The organism is Nitratireductor luteus, assembly GCF_026162365.1.
Taxonomy (GTDB): domain Bacteria; phylum Pseudomonadota; class Alphaproteobacteria; order Rhizobiales; family Rhizobiaceae; genus Chelativorans; species Chelativorans luteus.
The window spans coordinates 47,599-63,304 of sequence record NZ_JAOANW010000005.1 but is presented as its reverse complement, the minus strand read 5'-3'; the positions used below and the strand labels follow the sequence as shown (position 1 = coordinate 63,304).

Annotated in this window: 14 protein-coding genes and 2 pseudogenes; 9 read left to right on the top strand and 7 right to left on the bottom strand. The window is 61.4% G+C overall.

Annotation, left to right across the window (positions count from 1 at the left end):
* Positions 1 to 5: 5 nt before the first annotated feature.
* Positions 6 to 1,706 carry a hydantoinase B/oxoprolinase family protein gene (locus N1058_RS07225; protein WP_265516843.1) on the bottom strand — a complete coding sequence of 567 codons (1,701 nt, stop codon included), beginning with the start codon at positions 1,704 to 1,706 and terminating at the stop codon, positions 6 to 8.
* Positions 1,699 to 3,786 carry a hydantoinase/oxoprolinase family protein gene (locus tag N1058_RS07220; RefSeq protein WP_265516842.1) on the bottom strand — a complete coding sequence of 696 codons (2,088 nt, stop codon included), beginning with the start codon at positions 3,784 to 3,786 and terminating at the stop codon, positions 1,699 to 1,701. The genes N1058_RS07225 and N1058_RS07220 overlap by 8 nt, the downstream gene beginning before the upstream one ends.
* Positions 3,787 to 4,304: 518 nt before the next feature.
* Between N1058_RS07220 and N1058_RS07215 the strand changes: the two genes are divergently transcribed.
* From N1058_RS07215 to N1058_RS07190, 6 genes are all read left to right on the top strand, one after another.
* Positions 4,305 to 5,069 (top strand): SDR family NAD(P)-dependent oxidoreductase, encoded by a 765-nt coding sequence (locus N1058_RS07215; RefSeq protein WP_265516841.1) that lies wholly within the window; start codon positions 4,305 to 4,307, stop codon positions 5,067 to 5,069.
* Between the two features lie 63 nt (positions 5,070 to 5,132).
* On the top strand, positions 5,133 to 5,777 hold the full coding sequence (locus N1058_RS07210) for a FadR/GntR family transcriptional regulator (RefSeq protein ID WP_265516840.1): 645 nt from the start codon (positions 5,133 to 5,135) through the stop codon (positions 5,775 to 5,777).
* A 159-nt stretch (positions 5,778 to 5,936) separates the two neighbouring features.
* Entirely contained in the window at positions 5,937 to 6,743 is an 807-nt protein-coding gene (locus N1058_RS07205; RefSeq protein WP_265517147.1) for an SDR family NAD(P)-dependent oxidoreductase, read from the top strand.
* Between the two features lie 54 nt (positions 6,744 to 6,797).
* A complete protein-coding gene (locus N1058_RS07200) occupies positions 6,798 to 7,754 on the top strand; it encodes an ABC transporter substrate-binding protein (protein WP_265516839.1) in 957 nt (318 codons plus the stop codon).
* A 48-nt stretch (positions 7,755 to 7,802) separates the two neighbouring features.
* On the top strand, positions 7,803 to 9,785 hold the full coding sequence (locus N1058_RS07195; RefSeq protein WP_265516838.1) for an ABC transporter permease: 1,983 nt from the start codon (positions 7,803 to 7,805) through the stop codon (positions 9,783 to 9,785).
* A complete protein-coding gene (locus tag N1058_RS07190) occupies positions 9,778 to 10,836 on the top strand; it encodes a quaternary amine ABC transporter ATP-binding protein (protein ID WP_265516837.1) in 1,059 nt (352 codons plus the stop codon). Before N1058_RS07195 ends, N1058_RS07190 begins: the two co-directional genes overlap by 8 nt.
* Positions 10,837 to 10,922: 86 nt before the next feature.
* On the opposite strand, the pseudogene N1058_RS07185 reads toward N1058_RS07190, so the two are convergent.
* Positions 10,923 to 11,262: pseudogene (locus N1058_RS07185) on the bottom strand (L-serine ammonia-lyase, iron-sulfur-dependent, subunit alpha); the annotation flags it as partial.
* A gap of 21 nt (positions 11,263 to 11,283) precedes the next feature.
* Positions 11,284 to 11,361: pseudogene (locus N1058_RS24320) on the bottom strand (serine dehydratase beta chain); the annotation flags it as partial.
* Between N1058_RS24320 and N1058_RS24210 the strand changes: the two are divergent.
* Positions 11,343 to 11,582 carry a helix-turn-helix domain-containing protein gene (locus N1058_RS24210; RefSeq protein WP_476739404.1) on the top strand — a complete coding sequence of 80 codons (240 nt, stop codon included), beginning with the start codon at positions 11,343 to 11,345 and terminating at the stop codon, positions 11,580 to 11,582. The pseudogene N1058_RS24320 and the gene N1058_RS24210 overlap by 19 nt on opposite strands.
* 47 nt (positions 11,583 to 11,629) lie before the next feature.
* Here N1058_RS24210 and N1058_RS07180 read toward each other — a convergent pair whose 3' ends face one another.
* The 3 genes from N1058_RS07180 to N1058_RS07170 all read right to left on the bottom strand — a co-directional run bounded on the left by N1058_RS07180 (position 11,630) and on the right by N1058_RS07170 (position 14,005).
* A complete protein-coding gene (locus N1058_RS07180) occupies positions 11,630 to 11,917 on the bottom strand; it encodes an iron chelate uptake ABC transporter family permease subunit (RefSeq protein ID WP_265516836.1) in 288 nt (95 codons plus the stop codon).
* A 121-nt stretch (positions 11,918 to 12,038) separates the two neighbouring features.
* Positions 12,039 to 12,668, bottom strand: a complete 630-nt coding sequence (locus N1058_RS07175) for a hypothetical protein (RefSeq protein WP_265516835.1) — start codon at positions 12,666 to 12,668, stop codon at positions 12,039 to 12,041.
* Positions 12,669 to 12,772: 104 nt separating this feature from the next.
* Positions 12,773 to 14,005 (bottom strand): LVIVD repeat-containing protein, encoded by a 1,233-nt coding sequence (locus tag N1058_RS07170; protein ID WP_265516834.1) that lies wholly within the window; start codon positions 14,003 to 14,005, stop codon positions 12,773 to 12,775.
* 176 nt (positions 14,006 to 14,181) lie between these two features.
* On the opposite strand from N1058_RS07170, the gene N1058_RS07165 reads away from it, so the two are divergent.
* Together N1058_RS07165 and N1058_RS07160 are read left to right on the top strand one after the other, a co-directional pair.
* Positions 14,182 to 15,150 (top strand): tripartite tricarboxylate transporter substrate binding protein, encoded by a 969-nt coding sequence (locus N1058_RS07165; RefSeq protein WP_265516833.1) that lies wholly within the window; start codon positions 14,182 to 14,184, stop codon positions 15,148 to 15,150.
* 70 nt (positions 15,151 to 15,220) lie between these two features.
* On the top strand, positions 15,221 to 15,703 hold the full coding sequence (locus N1058_RS07160) for a tripartite tricarboxylate transporter TctB family protein (protein ID WP_265516832.1): 483 nt from the start codon (positions 15,221 to 15,223) through the stop codon (positions 15,701 to 15,703).
* Positions 15,704 to 15,706 lie beyond the last annotated feature (3 nt).

Below are 15,706 nucleotides of genomic sequence, written 5' to 3'. Positions count from 1 at the left end.
GGGGGTCAGCCCGCAGCGCGCTTCGGCGCGGCAAATTGCGGGTAGTTCTCGGCAAGGTAGCTTTCGCTGAATTTGCCGGAGGCAAGATCAGCCTCGTAGTCGCAGCGCGACCGCTCTGCCGGGTCGCCGTAGCCACCGGCACCGGGGGTCTCCATGACCGCGGCAAAATCGGGGGCTAGGCGCACGCGGCTGGCTTTGGGCGCAAGTTTCATCTCGGCCCCGTCGTCGCCTCGCAGGAAGAAGCGGCCGGTCGCCCCGTCGCGCCCGCCGAACAGCCCCCATGGTTTGTGACGAAAGCGCTCGCCGACGCCGTTGAATTCGCAGACGTGGTCCACGGGCCGGATCACCCGGCGCATCCCCAGACCGCCGCGATACTTGCCGGCGCCGCTGGTATCGGCCACCAGCGCGTATTCCTCGACCCGCAGCGGATATTCCAGCTCAATCGCTTCCACCGGCAGGTTCGAGGTGTTTGTGATGTTCACCTGCACCGCGTCCTTGCCGTCATGGGTCGCCCGCGCGCCCATGCCGCCGCCGAGCGTTTCGAGATAGACATATGCCTGCCCGGTGCGCGGATCGGTGCCGGCGAAGACCGCACTCGTGTTGGCGCCATTGGTGGCCGCGACCACCTGCTCCGGCACCGCATCCGCCAGCGCGCCGAACACGCAATCAACCACCCGCTGGCAGGAGTTGGCGCGCATCGCCACCGCTGCCGGGAAGACGCAATTCACGAAGCTGCCTGCCGGAGCCTTGATCTCGATGGCGTCGAAGATACCATGATTGTTGGCGACCTCGGGGTCGAGCAGCGCCTTCAAGGCGAAGCAGACTGCCGCCTGTGTGGCGCTCCAGGTCATGTTGAAGTTGCCCGGCACCTGGGGATCGGTGCCGTCGAAATCGAAGCAGATGCTTTCGCCCGACTTGGTGATCTTGAGCGCGATGCGGATGTCCTCGGTCCCGCAGCCATCGTCATCCATCACGTCTTCGAAGCTGTACTCCCCGTCGGGCAGTGTCGCGATCGCAGTGCGCATCCGCATCTCGGTGCGCGAGACGATCTCATCGAATATCTGCACCAGAACGTCGCCGCCCAGCTCTTCCATCATCTCGCTCAGGCGCAGCACGCCTAACCGGCAAGCAGCGATTTGCGCATTGAGATCGCCGCGACGCTCATCCGGCAGGCGCATGTTGAGCAGCAGAAGCTCCATTAGCTCGGTCTGCAGCGCACCACCGGAATGGAGCCGCATGATCGGGATGCGCAGTCCTTCCTTATAAATCTCGTCGAGCCCCCCGGACATCGAGCCCACGGCTGCCCCGCCAACATCGGCGTGGTGGATGATGTTGGCGACAAAGCCCAGCAGGCGATCGCCCTCGAAGACCGGCATCGCCATGTTGATGTCCGGAAGGTGCGTGCCGCCGGCGACATGCGGGTCGTTGGCGATGAAGAGATCGCCGGGCCGAATCGTGTCTCCATATTTGCGCACGATGCCTTCCAGCAGTCCGGACATCGAGGCCAAGTGGATTGGCAGCGCCATTTCAGCCTGCACCACCAGCCGACCCTGCGCGTCGGCAATGGCGGTGGAGTGGTCGTGGCGCTCTTTCACATTGGTCGAAAACGCCGTGCGCATGATGCTGATGAAGCATTCGTCGGCGACGGATTTCAGCCCGTTCCAGGCAATCTCGAGTGCGATCGGGTCGATCGTGCTGTCAGTCATTGTTCAGGTCCATGATCATGTTGCCGGCTTCATCGATCCGCACCACGGCGTCAGGCGGGACGATGGTTGTGGTGTCAAGCTGCGTGACGATGGCGGGGCCCTGGAAGCTGTCACCGGATTTCAGGCCCGCGCGCTCTATAAGCGCCGTGTCGCGATAGCCTTCACCGAACCACACTTGGATGGTCCGCACCTCGGTGGCTTCTGTCTCAACCTTTTTCTGCACCCCGTCATTGCGGGCGAGATGCGCCAGAACCCGCAGTCTCGCGTTGACGATTTCGACCGGGGCCTCAGGGTCGTAATGGCCGAAGTTGCGCTCGTAGGTGGCGAAAAAGACCTTTGCGAGCGTATCCGCATCGGGCAATGCCACATGGCCTTGCGTGTCCACCGTCGCCTCGATCTCGATCGGCAGCTCATAGTTCTGACCCACGTAGCGCATATCGAGAAACAGCAGAAGCTGCTCGCCCTGTGCGTCCACCGCCTCGGTCTTCAGCCAGTGCTGTCCCAGTCCGAACAGCTCTTGCGCGATCTGTTCCAGCTCCGAGACACCCGCCGCCAGCTTGAGGTGGCAGCTGGTGACGAAATCCTCCTGCAGGTCTGCTGCAATGAGCCCGTCGGCGCAGAGGATTCCCGGAGCTTCCGGCACCAGAACCTGCTTCATTCCGAGCGCGCGGGCGACCTCGGCGGCATGCAGCCCTCCTGCCCCGCCGAAGGACATCAGTGCGAACTTGCGCGGATCGTTGCCCTTTTCGACCGAGATGGTGCGGATCGCCCGCACGATGTTGGAATTGACGATGTCAATGATCCCCATCGCGGCGCGTTCCAGACCGATCCCGAGCTTGTCGGCGACGGGCTTCAACGCCTCGACCGCCAGATCGCGTCGCAGGGTGAAACCGCCACCCACCAGTTCCTGCGGAAGCCGGTTTAGAACCGAGTTGGCATCCGAGACGGTGGGCAGCGTACCGCCGCGATTGTAACAGGCGGGTCCAGGCACGGCGCCGGCACTTTCGGGTCCGACCTTCATCAGACCGTCGCTTCCGAGCACCGCAATCGAGCCGCCGCCAGCGCCGATGGTATGGATGTCGACCATCGGCAGGCGGATGCTGAAGCCCGAGATATCGCGCATACGCGCTATGGCGGTGCGGCCGTTGCGGATCAGGCAGACGTCGCTCGACGTGCCTCCGATATCCAGCGTGATGATGTCGCCGATCTTGGACAACGCCCCTGAACGCGCCGCCCCAACGGCCCCCGCCGCAGGCCCTGACAGGGCCGTCCGCACAGGGAAATCGGCTGCCTTAGCCGCTGACATGAGGCCACCGCTCGACTGAAATATGCCGAAGGTGGCCTTCGGCGCGGCATCGCCAACCTTGTTGCGCAGGCGGTCGATGTAGCGGCTGACCTCCGGTTGCAGGAAGGCGTTGATCAACGTGGTCGAGAAGCGTTCGTATTCGCGGAACTCAGGCTGCACCTCACGCGAGACTGAGACCAGGAGGTCGGGGAAGGCCGCCCGCAATGCTTCGGCCAGCTTCGCCTCGTGATCGCCATTGAGATAGGAAAACAGCAGGCAGACGGCGATGCCCTCGATTTCGGGATGCTGGCGCAGTTCCGCGATCAGCGCGGCGATAGCCGCGTCGTTGAGCGGCCTGACGACCTCGCCGCGCGAGCCAATGCGCTCGTCGATCTCAAAACGCAGGTCGCGTGAGGCCAGCGGGGCCGGATTATCGCGCTGGAGGTCATAGAGATGCGGGCGGATCTGGCGCCCGATCTCGAGCAGGTCACGGAAGCCGCGCGTTGTGACCACCACCACCTTGGCGCCGCGCCGTTGCAACAGCGCATTGGTGGCTACGGTTGTCCCATGCGCGAAACGGGTGATCGACGCGGGGTCGATGTCATGCTTTTCAACGAACTCGGCAAGACCGTCGATCACGGCGCGGCCAGGGTCGTCGGGAGTGGATGGCCGCTTGTGGACCCGCACCTGCCCCGTTTCGAGATTGCGTGCTGAAAAGTCGGTGAACGTGCCGCCGACGTCTACGCCGACAAGCCAATCGCCCGCCTTTTCGCGATGTGAACTGTTGGCCCTCATAGCCCTTCTTCCTCAAGTGACGTTTCATCGAACAGTGTTGTATCCATTTTGGATACGGTCAACTTTTTTTTGACGTCCTATGTCGGATTCTTTCTCGCGCAGAGGGTCCGGGCACCGCGGAAGCGCCCAAAATACAAACGGGAAGCAGACTTGGCTGTGGATATCCAGGAGGCCAAAAAGCAGCGTTGGTGCACGGATGTGACTTGCGGCGCTGGGGTCTTTGATGTCGCCATTTATATCCTGCCTTCTGTGCAGCGAATGGACTGTAACGACCTATGCCGATTCGATCAGTGCGGCGCGGCAATCAAGGTGATCTCATCGAGATTGCCGCTCTATAGATCAGGGCGCGCGCTTGCCGTAACCGGTGGCGGCCTGCCATCGCAGCCGACCCCTACTTGGCAATCGCCTATTCGTCGCTGTTGCTAAGCGACGCGCAGCGGATGCGTGGCGAAGTCGCAGCCACACCCCTGCAATTGCCGCGCTGGATTTTGGGCATCCAACGGTATAGATTTTGATCCATGAAGAGACTCCTTGGACGCACTGTTCTGGTCACTGGCGGCGCCAAAGGCGCGGGAGCTGCCAGCGCTACTCTTTTCGCCGAAGAGGGCGCGCAGGTTATGATCGCAGATCGTGATCCCGAATCTGGCGAGGCGCTGGCACAGGCACTGACCGAGCGAAGCTTTGACGTGCGTTTTGTATGCTCGGATGTCTCCCGACCAGACCAGGCAGAAAGTGCCTATGGGGCAACGGTGGATGCCTTTGGCAGGGTCGATGTGCTGTTCAACCATGCCGGCATCATCATCGTGAAACCATTCCTCGAGTTCACATTGGAGGAGTGGGATGAGATGATGGACAACAATGCCAAATCGGCCTTTCTCATGTGCCGGCTCGTCCTGCCAGAGATGCTGGAGCGCGGGAAAGGAGTCCTGGTGTTTACCTCCACCACCGGGGTGCGGGCCGCCACCCATCTGGAGACGCTCTACTGCGCGTCGAAATCGGCGATGCATCAGCTGGCACGTGCGCTTGCGGTGGAATATCGCGATCAGGGCATCCGGTCGAATCTGATCTGTCCCAGCTTTGTGCGTACACAGCACGGTGAGCATGAGATCGAGCAGTTGCGCCGCTACGGCGTCTTCGCCTCTGAAAATGACGTTAACGTCATGCAGGGGCGGATCTGCGAGCCCGAGGAGATTGCGGAGGTTGCACTGTTCCTCGCCTCCGATGCATCCAGCTTCGTGAACGGAGCCGAGATCTTCGTGGACAACACTTTTACGGCGGTTTGACGAATGCTGTGGGGCTTGCGCCCGGTTGAGCCGCGGGCGGCTTATGGGCTTGCAGTTGACTTGTTGCGCCGCCAGATCCACGCCGGTCTGCTGCTGCCCGCCGAGAAGTTGCCAGCCGAACGGCAGTTGTCCGATCGGTTCGGGATCAGCCGCGTCACCCTACGCGAGGCGCTGCGTGTGCTCGAGACGGATGAGTATATAACTGTGCGGCGCGGCGCACAGGGCGGGGCTTTTGTTGCTGACGAAGACCGGCTGTGCGAATTGGCGCGCCGCCGGATGTTGCGGGCCCCTGCTAAAACGATGCGGGTCGTCGAGTTTCTGACCGTCAACCAGATGGCGGCGGCCCGGCTTGCGTGCATGCGGCGCGGTCCGGCTGAGATGAAGCGGATGCGCGAGGCCGTTGCCATGATGCACGCGGCGCGCACCGCGCCGCACCGCAAGCAGGCTGAAGCACTGTTCCTGCTCGCGCTGGGGGATGCCACCCAAAACCCATTGCTTGCCCGGGCAATCGAGGACGGGCTGGCTGAACTTTTCCTGCCTTACGACACACCGTCTACGTCTGAAGCAGGGACCGTCGCTTTGGTCAATTTCGAGCGTCTGCTTGCCGCGCTGAACGCTGAGGGCGTGGGCGAAGCAGAGGCCGCGATGGCCGATCTGCACGGGCTTCTGTGGGATACTGTCCGTCGATTGGGTAGAGCCGCAGCCTGATCTCCACGCTCCTTGTTGGAGCATGACCTTATCCGAAAACCTGCGTCCACCTTTCGGGATCGTGCTCTATTGCCTCGGAGCAGATCGGCCTTGACAAACTTGCAGCGATATAATGGTATTCAAAATAGACCATTAGACCAATGCCGTTTGGAGAACCCTATGAATGTTGCTCAACGGGTCTCGAAGAAGCCCATTGTCGCTGGGCGCCTTGAGGGCCGCACCGCAATAATTACCGGTGGAGCCGGTGGCATTGGCCGTGCCGCTGCGCGTTTGTTCGCAGAGGCGGGAGCGCGGGTCGCGATCCTGGACATCCAAGCCGATAGCGGCCGCGAGTTGGCAGACGAGATCGAGGCAACTGGTGGACAGGCGCTGTTTTTCGAGACCGACGTGTCCGACACCAGTTCGGTCTGCGGTGCCCTGGACAAAATCGTGCAGGCTTGGGGGCGCGTCGACACGTTGTTCAGCCATGCCGGCACGATCATCGTGAAACCCCTGCATGAAAGCAGCGACGAAGACTACGACCGGTTGATGAACATCAATGTGCGTTCGGCCTTTGTCGTCTGCCGTGAAGTTGTCTCGCATATGTTGAAACATGGCGGCGGCTCGGTGGTCATCACATCATCGATCGGTGGGGAAAAGGGCTTCGGCCTGGAAAGCCTCTACTGCATGACCAAGGGCGCGGTGCTGCAACTGGCTCGCTCCATCGCGATCGAATACCGGGATCACGGCATTCGCGCCAATGCGGTTTGTCCGGGCTTCGTCAAGACCGCGCATGGTCTGCGCGAGATCAACGAGTTGGACGGGCTTGGCCAGAACTGGAACGAGGCCGATTTGAATGCCGTGCAAGGCCGGCTCTGTGAGCCGGAGGAAGTCGCCGCGGCAGCGCTGTGGCTGGCTTCGGATGAGGCCAGCTTTGTCAACGGGGCAGCACTCTACGTCGACAATGGCTGGTACGCGAAAGGCTGATATCCAGCCCAACAACAAAGGCTGAAAAGGCCAACCTTCAACACAGAGGCGAACATGAAAAAAACACTCATCACCGCAATCGCCGCGCTGAGCGTCGGAATTGTCACTCCCGCGAGCGCTTTTGAACCGGAATCGAACCAGACGATCAAGCTGATGATGGCCGATTGGTCGTCGATGCTCATTAATACCGAAATCCTGAACATCATCCTGTCTACCTACGGGTATGATGTCGAAAAAGTCATCGCTGATGACAGCGCCCGATACCCCGGGTTTGAATCCGGGGACCTGACCATTGCATTGGAAACGTGGCAAACCACGCAGGATGCCGCCTTTACTGCCTCGGTCGCGACCGGCAAGGTGCTGGATATGGGCGAGTTGGGGCCGCAGGCCAAGGAAGACTGGTGGTATCCTTCCTATATGGAAGAGCAGTGCCCCGGCCTACCCGACTGGACCGCCCTGCGGGACTGTGCCGAGGCCTTCGCCGCCCCGGAAACCGCGCCGAAGGGCCGGTATCTGAGCGGCCCCGTCAGCTGGGGCGGCTTCGACGAAGAGCGGGTCGAGGCTTTGGGTCTGCCGTTCGAGGTGGTCCACTCGGGCACCGACGCGGCGATGTTTGCCGAGCTTCAGGCCGCTTATGAGCGCAAGGCGCCAATCATATTGTGGGTTTATAAGCCGCATTGGGCTCCGTCGGTCTATGATGGCAAGTTCGTGGATTTTCCGAAATATGAGCCCGCCTGCTACGAGGACGCGTCCTGGGGCGTGAACCCCGACGCCAAATACGATTGCGGCAAGCCCGAAGGCTGGATCAAGAAAATGGCTTGGGCAAAGGGCGATGAAATCTGGCCCTGTGCCTATGACATCGTGCGCAACTTCACGATGGATGGCGATGAGGTTGGCGCGCTGGTCTACGAGGTCGATGTCGAAGGCCGCGGCATCGAGGAGGTCGCTATGGAGTGGGCAAAGGAAAACGAAGCCGAGTGGCGCGGCTGGGCAGCCTGCGCTGAAAAGTGACCTGAACGCGCCGGGATCGTCAATGACGGTCCCGGCCGGAGCGGCGCAATGGCTGATACTTTTCTCAAGGAACAGGCGCGGGCGCGTTCAATCGGTGACTGGATCGCACTTCCAGTCCTGATTGCCGTTATATTTGCTGCACCCTTCTTTCCGGCAGTTCTCACCAGCGTGCCAAACTGGGCGATCCTTCCCGTTTCGAACTGGGTTGGCGAAGGCCTGAACTGGCTGGCGCGCGATGCCGGGATCGGCGGGGTGACGTTTGCAGATGTCACGCGCGCTCTGGCCGCGGCGGCCGAGGCGCCGATCGAATGGCTCAAGATCGTGCTTGCCGAAGGCTGGGTGACGGGGGCCGGTTTCAACAAGGTGCAGGCGGCGCCGCCACTCAGCTGGCTGGGGGTAACGCTTGCGGTCGCGCTGGTGGCCCTGCGTCTGTCCGGGCGTGGACTGATGCTTCTAACGCTGGTGGCGGGGTGTTATCTGGCCTTATTCGGACTTTGGGTTTCAGCCATGACCACCTTGGCCTCGGTTCTGCTCTGCGTCGTGACGGCGCTCGTCCTGGGGCTTGCCATCGGCATTCGGGCCTATCGTTCACCGCGGACCGAAGCATTCGTCCGCGCGGTCATGAACGTCATGCAGACCGTGCCGATCTTTTCATACCTGCTGCCGACGCTCCTGCTGTTTGGATACGGGCCCAGCGCGGCCCTGTTCGCCACGGTGGTCTACGCCCTTCCGCCTATGGTTCACGCGACCGTCCTGGCCCTTCGCTCCGTTCCTCAGGAAACGCTGGAGCTCGCCCGGATGACCGGCTGCAGCCGCGCGCAGACTTTATGGAAGGTTGAATTGCCCGTCGCCGTTCCACGGCTCGCCATCGGGTTGAACCAGGTCGTCATGATGACACTGAACATGGTCATCATCGCCTCGATGATCGGCGCCGGCGGTCTGGGCTACGATGTCCTTCGGGCGCTGCGCCGTCTGGATTTCGGCGCAGGCTTCGAGGCCGGCATGGGGATTGTTGCACTGGCTGTCGTTCTGGACCGGTTGACGCAGGCGGCGGCGCACAATCAGTCGACCCAGGCAGTGGGGCTTTGGCGGCGTCGGGATACCGCTCTGGCGCTCGCACTGCTGATCTTCTTCACGCTGATCAGTTTCGTCATTCCGTCGCTGGGACTGTGGCCGGACGATCTGACACTGACAACGGCGCCTTTCTGGAACGGTGCGGTAAGCTTCATCAACCGAGAGTTCTATGAACCGCTCGACGCGATCCGCACCGCCATGCTCCTGAAGGTGATGAACCCGTTCCGCGACCTCCTTCTGGCGACACCCTGGACCTTGATCGGGCTTCTGGTCTGCTCCGCGGGTTACTGGTTGGGCGGAAGGCGTGCGGCACTGACAGTGGCGGCACTGCTGCTGTTCATCGCGCTGACCGGCTACTGGGAGCCGGCGATGGTGTCGGTCTATCTGACCATTCTGGCAGTGGCGATCGCTCTGGCAATCGGGCTGCCGTTTGGGCTCTGGGTATCTTCCCGCCCGCGACTGCATCAGCCCGTGCAGCTGGTGTTGGACACGTTGCAGACGCTGCCCACGCTGGTCTATCTGCTGCCGGCTGTCATGTTGTTCCGCAACGGGGATTTTTCGGCGCTGATCGCCGTCGTGTCCTATGCCATTGCTCCTGCGGTGCGGTACGGCATGGCCGGCATGAAGCATGTTCCTTCGGAACGGGTCGAGGCAGCGGCCATGTCCGGCTGTACGCCTTGGCAGACATTCCGCTTCGTCCGATTGCCTTCTGCCATGCCCACCCTGCTTCTGGGAGTGAACCAGACGGTGATGATGGCATTGTCGATGTTGGTGATCGCGGCGCTGGTTGGCACCCGAGAGCTGGGGCAGGAAGTGTACACCTCACTGACCCGTGGCGAGGTCGGACCGGGGATCGTTGCCGGTCTCTGCGTGGCTTGCATCGCGCTGATTGCCGATACGCTCTTGAAATCCGCTGCGGCCCGCGCCGCGCGACACGAAGGAGACATCCATGCTTGACGCTAAAGCCGCGGCATCAGGTGACAGCGCGCTGACCCGCCCTGTCGCACTGAGTGCCGAAGGCGTTTGGAAAGTGTTCGGTGAACACAAAGCGCGTTTCGCCCGGCGATCGCTCTCTGAGCGCAGCGCCGAGGCATTGACCAAAGACGGTCTCGTGGGTGCTGTTCAAGACGCCACTTTTCAGATCGCTCAAGGCGAGGTCTTCGTCATCATGGGGCTTTCCGGATCGGGAAAATCAACACTTCTGCGTTGTCTGACGCGACTGACCGAGTCCACCGAAGGCCGCGTTTTCTATGGTGATCGCGATATCATGACGCTTGCGGACAAGGAGCTGGTGAAGCTTAGGCGGACCCGGATGGGAATGGTCTTCCAGCATTTCGCGCTGCTGCCGAATCGGACGGTACTGAGCAATATCGCCTTTCCACTGGAAGTGCAGGGCGTGGCCCGCGACAAGGCCAAAGCCCGCGCGTTGGAGCTCGTCGAGACCGTCGGTCTGAGCGGCCGCGAGGGACGGTTTCCGGCAGAACTGTCGGGCGGCCAACAACAGCGGGTCGGCATCGCCCGCTCATTGGCGACGGATCCGGAGTTCTGGTTCCTGGATGAGCCGTTTTCAGCACTGGACCCGCTGATCCGAGCCGATCTGCAAACGGAGGTGTTGCGCTTGCAGAAGACCCAGACCCGCACTGTGGTCTTTGTCACCCATGACCTTGACGAGGCGATCCGCCTGGCGGATCGCGTCGCGATAATGGAGGGCGGACGCATCGTCCAGATCGGCACCCCGGAAGAACTGGTGATGCAGCCGGCCACCGACTATGTGAAGCGCTTTGTCGCCAAGGTGTCGCCTGCACGGGTGGTGCGGGTTTCGTCCTTGATGCAACCGTCCGCAGATGCGACTGGTGGTGCTGGCGTATCGGCAAATGCAACGATTTCCGAAATTGCGCCGTTGCTCATCTCAGGCCCCGAAGAGATCTCCGTTTTGGCTGAGAACGGCAGGCCAGTCGGCGCGCTCAACCGGATGCGCGCACTCGAAACGCTTGCCGCGGGTGCCTGAACGGACTTGGCACCTCGAGGCGCCAACATGCCAATCCGACGTGCGATCGTACGCCGGCTGATGCAGTTCAAAGTTCTGTAGAGCGGTCAGCACTCGGGCAGGTTGACCGCGATGCCTCCGGTCGAGGTTTCCTTGTTTTTCAGGCTCATGTCGCGCCCGGTCTCAAACATCACGCGCAGGCAGTTGTCGAGCGGCATGAAGTGCTGACCGTCGCCGCGCAGCGCCAGGCTGGCCGCCGACACAGCCTTGACCGCGCCAAGAGCGTTCCGTTCGATACAAGGGAACCTGGACCAAGCCTGCCGCCGGATCGTAGGTCATGCCCAAGTGATGTTCCAACGCAATCTCGGCCGCGTTTTCAACCTGTTCATTGCTGCTGCCAAGCGCCGCGCAGAGGCCCCTAGCCGCCATCGCTGAGGCAGAACCGACCCGCACCGGGACTCTAATTGCGGCCGCGCCGCGCAGATCGTCGAGAAAGCGCGCCGCCGCTGTCATCGGGCCCATCGTATGTGACGACGGTGGCCCGATGCGATGCCGCGCGCCGGATGCTGGAGACCACCGAGCGAACCGTGACGCAAGTCGCCCACGCCATCGGTTTCTGCGATGCGTCGCATCTTATTAACACGTTCAAGGCTGAGCTGGGCCTGACACCGTCGGAGTACCGGCGAACGAATTCGCCAGCGCCCATCCCCTCATGGCCGAGCGCTGCAGGAGTTCTCGTTCCGAGTCCTCAAGGTCCGATAGAATAGTTCTACGGTACTGCTGGATTATCTGACCGTACATGGCGTACACGCACTCAATGGCGGCCACCCTCGCAGAAGACAATAACGCGTTGCACGGCCAACAGGCCCTCTACATCCGTAGTACTCAAGACGAAGCGATGATAGGCTGTACCAAGGGTGGCGGCTGCCGAAACGCCAAGGGTGAACGGGCTGGCCAAGACGTTGTTCGGCGCCGTCGGCATCTCGGCGCCCGTCAGTCCAAGAGAGGCACCGACCAGCATTGCCATGACGGCGTATGGCAGCCGGACGTTGAACAAAATATAACGCACCGGGTCTGGCAAGCTGTCGGGATCGGCCAGCATCGCCCCCGCACTGTTGTATTATGGGAGGTCACGTCACCTTTCTCCGCACAAGTGCAGCACATGCGAAGCGGGTAACCGCACAAGGGCTCGGCCCACTATCGCAAGAATGATGACAGCACCTTCATGATTCTTCCTCCATCGGCAGCGGCTCTTGCAACTCAGGGAACCTGTAAGGACCGTAGTGAGGCGCGGGAACTTGCCGAATTTCTGCTGCAAGTTGTGCAGCGAGCGACACCGAATCCTCATTGTTCTCGATCCGCCGGACCCGAAGCCGCGGAGCGAGCGCCCGTTCGAGTGCGGCGATGGCAGCTCTCTTACCGGGCGTCGTGGTATTTTCCGCGCCGAAGAGAATGGCAACGAGCGTGCAGCCGTCCCAGAAGACAAGGTCGAAGCGAACGATATCGAGCGCCGTCTCGATCTGCAGATTGCCGGCTCCGCCTCTGAGTTTGCCGACCAAGCAGGCCGGGAGGGGCAGGAGCGCCGCAAAGAAGCAATCGGAAGGGTCGGTCAGGTTGCTGCTCGGGTCGATTGCCTTACCGGCAACTGCCTCGACCTGATCGAGATAGAGCGTGATCCACCGGCGCGCCTCGGCCGAGAAGGCAGGAACAATCTTTTCGATTCTGTCCCGACAAAGAAGCCGAAGCCCTTTTCGATCCGGGAGGGCAGCGATGAGTGCGGGTGTTGCCCGGAACCAGCCGGGTGAGTTCAGGCGGAATGCACAGGTCCCGCGCCCGATGAGGGCGAACTGCATTCCGAGTTCCCTTCCGCTTGCGGCAAGCTCCCGCCCCTCGCGCGCAAGCACCTTTTCCGGGTCTCGGACCTTCCCGAAAGCGACAAAAAGATCCGGCGTGCTGATCATATATCGGCTTCGAAGACGTAGAGACCGCCGCTCCAGCGATCGACGGAATAGATCACGCCGCGCTCGTCGACGTAGATATCGTTCATCTGGGCCGTCGGCACGCGTGACCCCTCCGGCGCCGGAGGAACGAAATAGGCGAGTGTTTCGGGTCGATAGGGGTCGGAAACGTCGTAGATGCGCACACCCGCGTTGAAGAAGCAGCCGTAGATGATCGTTTCACTGCGCATGGACGGTCCGGGGCGGTTCTCGTGGACATTGTGCGACCCGAACCGCCCGCCTTTGTGGCCGAACTCCTCGACCGGCGGTAGCGGGAACGTCGAGATCGGCACGAGGTTATCCTCCTTCCGCGCATCCACGACCCAGCTTAGTTTCGGCCAGTCCTCCGCATCGTCCTGAATGCATTCGTCGGTCACGATCAGAAGGTCGCGGCTGAAGAGAGGCATGACGGTGTGGGTAAAGCCGGGATACGGCGGATGGGGATTCCAGGCGCCGACGACCGTCGGTTCCGACAGGTCGGAAATGTCAAGAATGAAGGCGCCACCGTCAATATAGCCGAGATAGGCGCGGTCCGGCCGCTCGGGGTAAACATTGGCATTGTGCAAGCGGAAGGCATCCGGCCCACGCAGATTGTCGAGCGGCATCGGGCGCACACGATCGGGCGGGGGAGCCGCGTCGCCCTTGCGTGTGCCAGGCATCCACCAGCGTCCCGCCTCAACGGGTCTCGAGGGATTGCGCACGTCGATGATCTGATAGATCTGATCGTCTCGTGGGTGTCGCGGCTCGAAATCCGGCGCACCGCTCGCGCAATGCACGAACTCGCCGTCCACGAACCAGCAGCAGTGTGCCCCCCGCGAATGCGGGCCAGACGTGTCGAAGAATGAAATCGATCTCGGATTCTCCGGTTCCGTGATGTCAAAAAGCTCAATCCCCGCCGGCGAATCCCCGGGTTTCGACACTTGGTAGCAGACGACCATGAGATTGCCGGTGATATCGAGCGAGTTGGAGCGCATCCGCTGATGCGGCAGATCCGTCTGACAGATCACCCGGGTCTTGCGCGGGTCAGTGACATCAACCCCGGTGAAATTCTTGGGGGGGCCTTCATGTGCAAGCCAGAGAATGCGGCGCCCGTCCCCGGTCAGTTGCATCGCCATCCCCTCGCCAACGCCGCCGAACCCATTGAGCCGGTCGTTCGATAGAAGGCGCATATTCCTCGACTGGGCACTGTCCATTCTGCTGCTTTCCATATATATAACTTCCGCCTAATCGATAAATTATATATTTTCTTGACTGTCAACGCTGTTTTATATCTAAAATGCCTTGGCCATTCAGATGGCCTTGTTGATGCGGGCGATGTTGCCCGACATTGCACAGGAGGAGACGAAATATGCGAGGGAGGAAACCAAGCATGCGAATAGCATCACTAGTTGCTGCCGGCACGATGATCTTGTCGTTGGTAGGCCCGGCAAACGCACAGAAAAACTGGCCGGACAAGCCCATCGAATTCGTCTGCGCCACGAGCCCGGGATCGGGTGCCGCGAACTGGTGCTTACTCGTATCGGAACTTCTGGGAGAGAAGTTGGGCGTACCGATTGAAGTCCTCTTCAAGCCCGCCGGTGCCGGTAACGAAGGCGCGACATACGTCAACGAACGGCCTGCCGACGGCTATACGTGGCTGCAGCGGAACACAAGCTACGGTGGCTATATGAACCTGCCGACGTTCCGCCCCGACCCGAACGACTTCGAGGTCGCGGTGGAGGTCGAGAAATTCCTGTACGTCCTCGCGGTGAACGCAGATTCGCCCTATGAAACCTGGGACGACCTTGCAAAAGCGATGAAGGAGGCCGGGGAACCGATTCCGGTGGCGGCCAACAAGCCCGGCTCCGTACACCACCTGCACCTCGTGAAACTGTTCGAAGCGGCAGGATTGGAATGGACCTATGTGCCGTACGATGGTGCCGGCGGTGCCATGCGCGACACCCTCGGCGGGCATATCGACGTGGCCATCGGACCGCCCGGGATCTGGCAGCCTCACGTGGACGCTGGCACCGCTCGCTACTTGCTCCTGATCAACGAGGAGCATGTCGACCGGCCGGGCCTTAGCGATCTGCCCATACCCTCCGATTTTGGCATCGACTATGAAATGATCCATCAGGTCCAAGGCATCTTTACCAAGGCCGGCACGCCCCAGATGATCAACGACAAGATCGCTGAAGCGTTCGAGGCGGCAATGAAGAGCGAGCGCTACGCCGAATACCTCGAGGCGAACCAGCATGTCGTTCCCGCTTTCAGTGCTGACATGGAGAAAAACACGGAACGCTTCCGCACCCTTCTCGACACAATGAAGACGGCCCTCAAGAACGCTGGCGTGCTCTAACGGTGCGCAGCAAAAAGCGCGTGGCGATTTACCTCGCCGCGTGCCTTTCCCCTGTCCCGGAGAGGTCCCGATGGCTCCGTTGAATCTGCCTAAGCGCTCGGCGAATGCCGGCCTGTTCCTGATCTTTCTAGTGCTGTCCGTCGTGGCCTACAGTGTGACTGGTTCATTCCCGAGCCCTCTGCTGCCCGGCTATCCCGGGTCCGCGATATTCCCGCGAATCATACTCGCCGCGATGGCGGTGATCTGCATTTTCGGCCTGTTGCGCGTATTTTTCGCCCCCAGGAGGGCGACCGACGGCGAGAGCATCGTCATTTCCGTCGTGCCGTTCCTCCTTATCGCAGCCGCGCTGCTCATCTTCGCGCTCCTGCTGGCTTTTGTCGGAACCGAGGTCGCGATCCTTGTTCTGATCAGCGTCCCCCTCTGGCTTCGAACCCGCAATATTCTCGTGTCCGGCCTGGCCGGCCTCGCGTCCGTCGCCGTGGTCTACCTGCTCTTTGCGCAGGCCCTGTCCGTACATCTCCCACTCCAATTCCTGCCGCGCTTTCTCTTCTAGGAA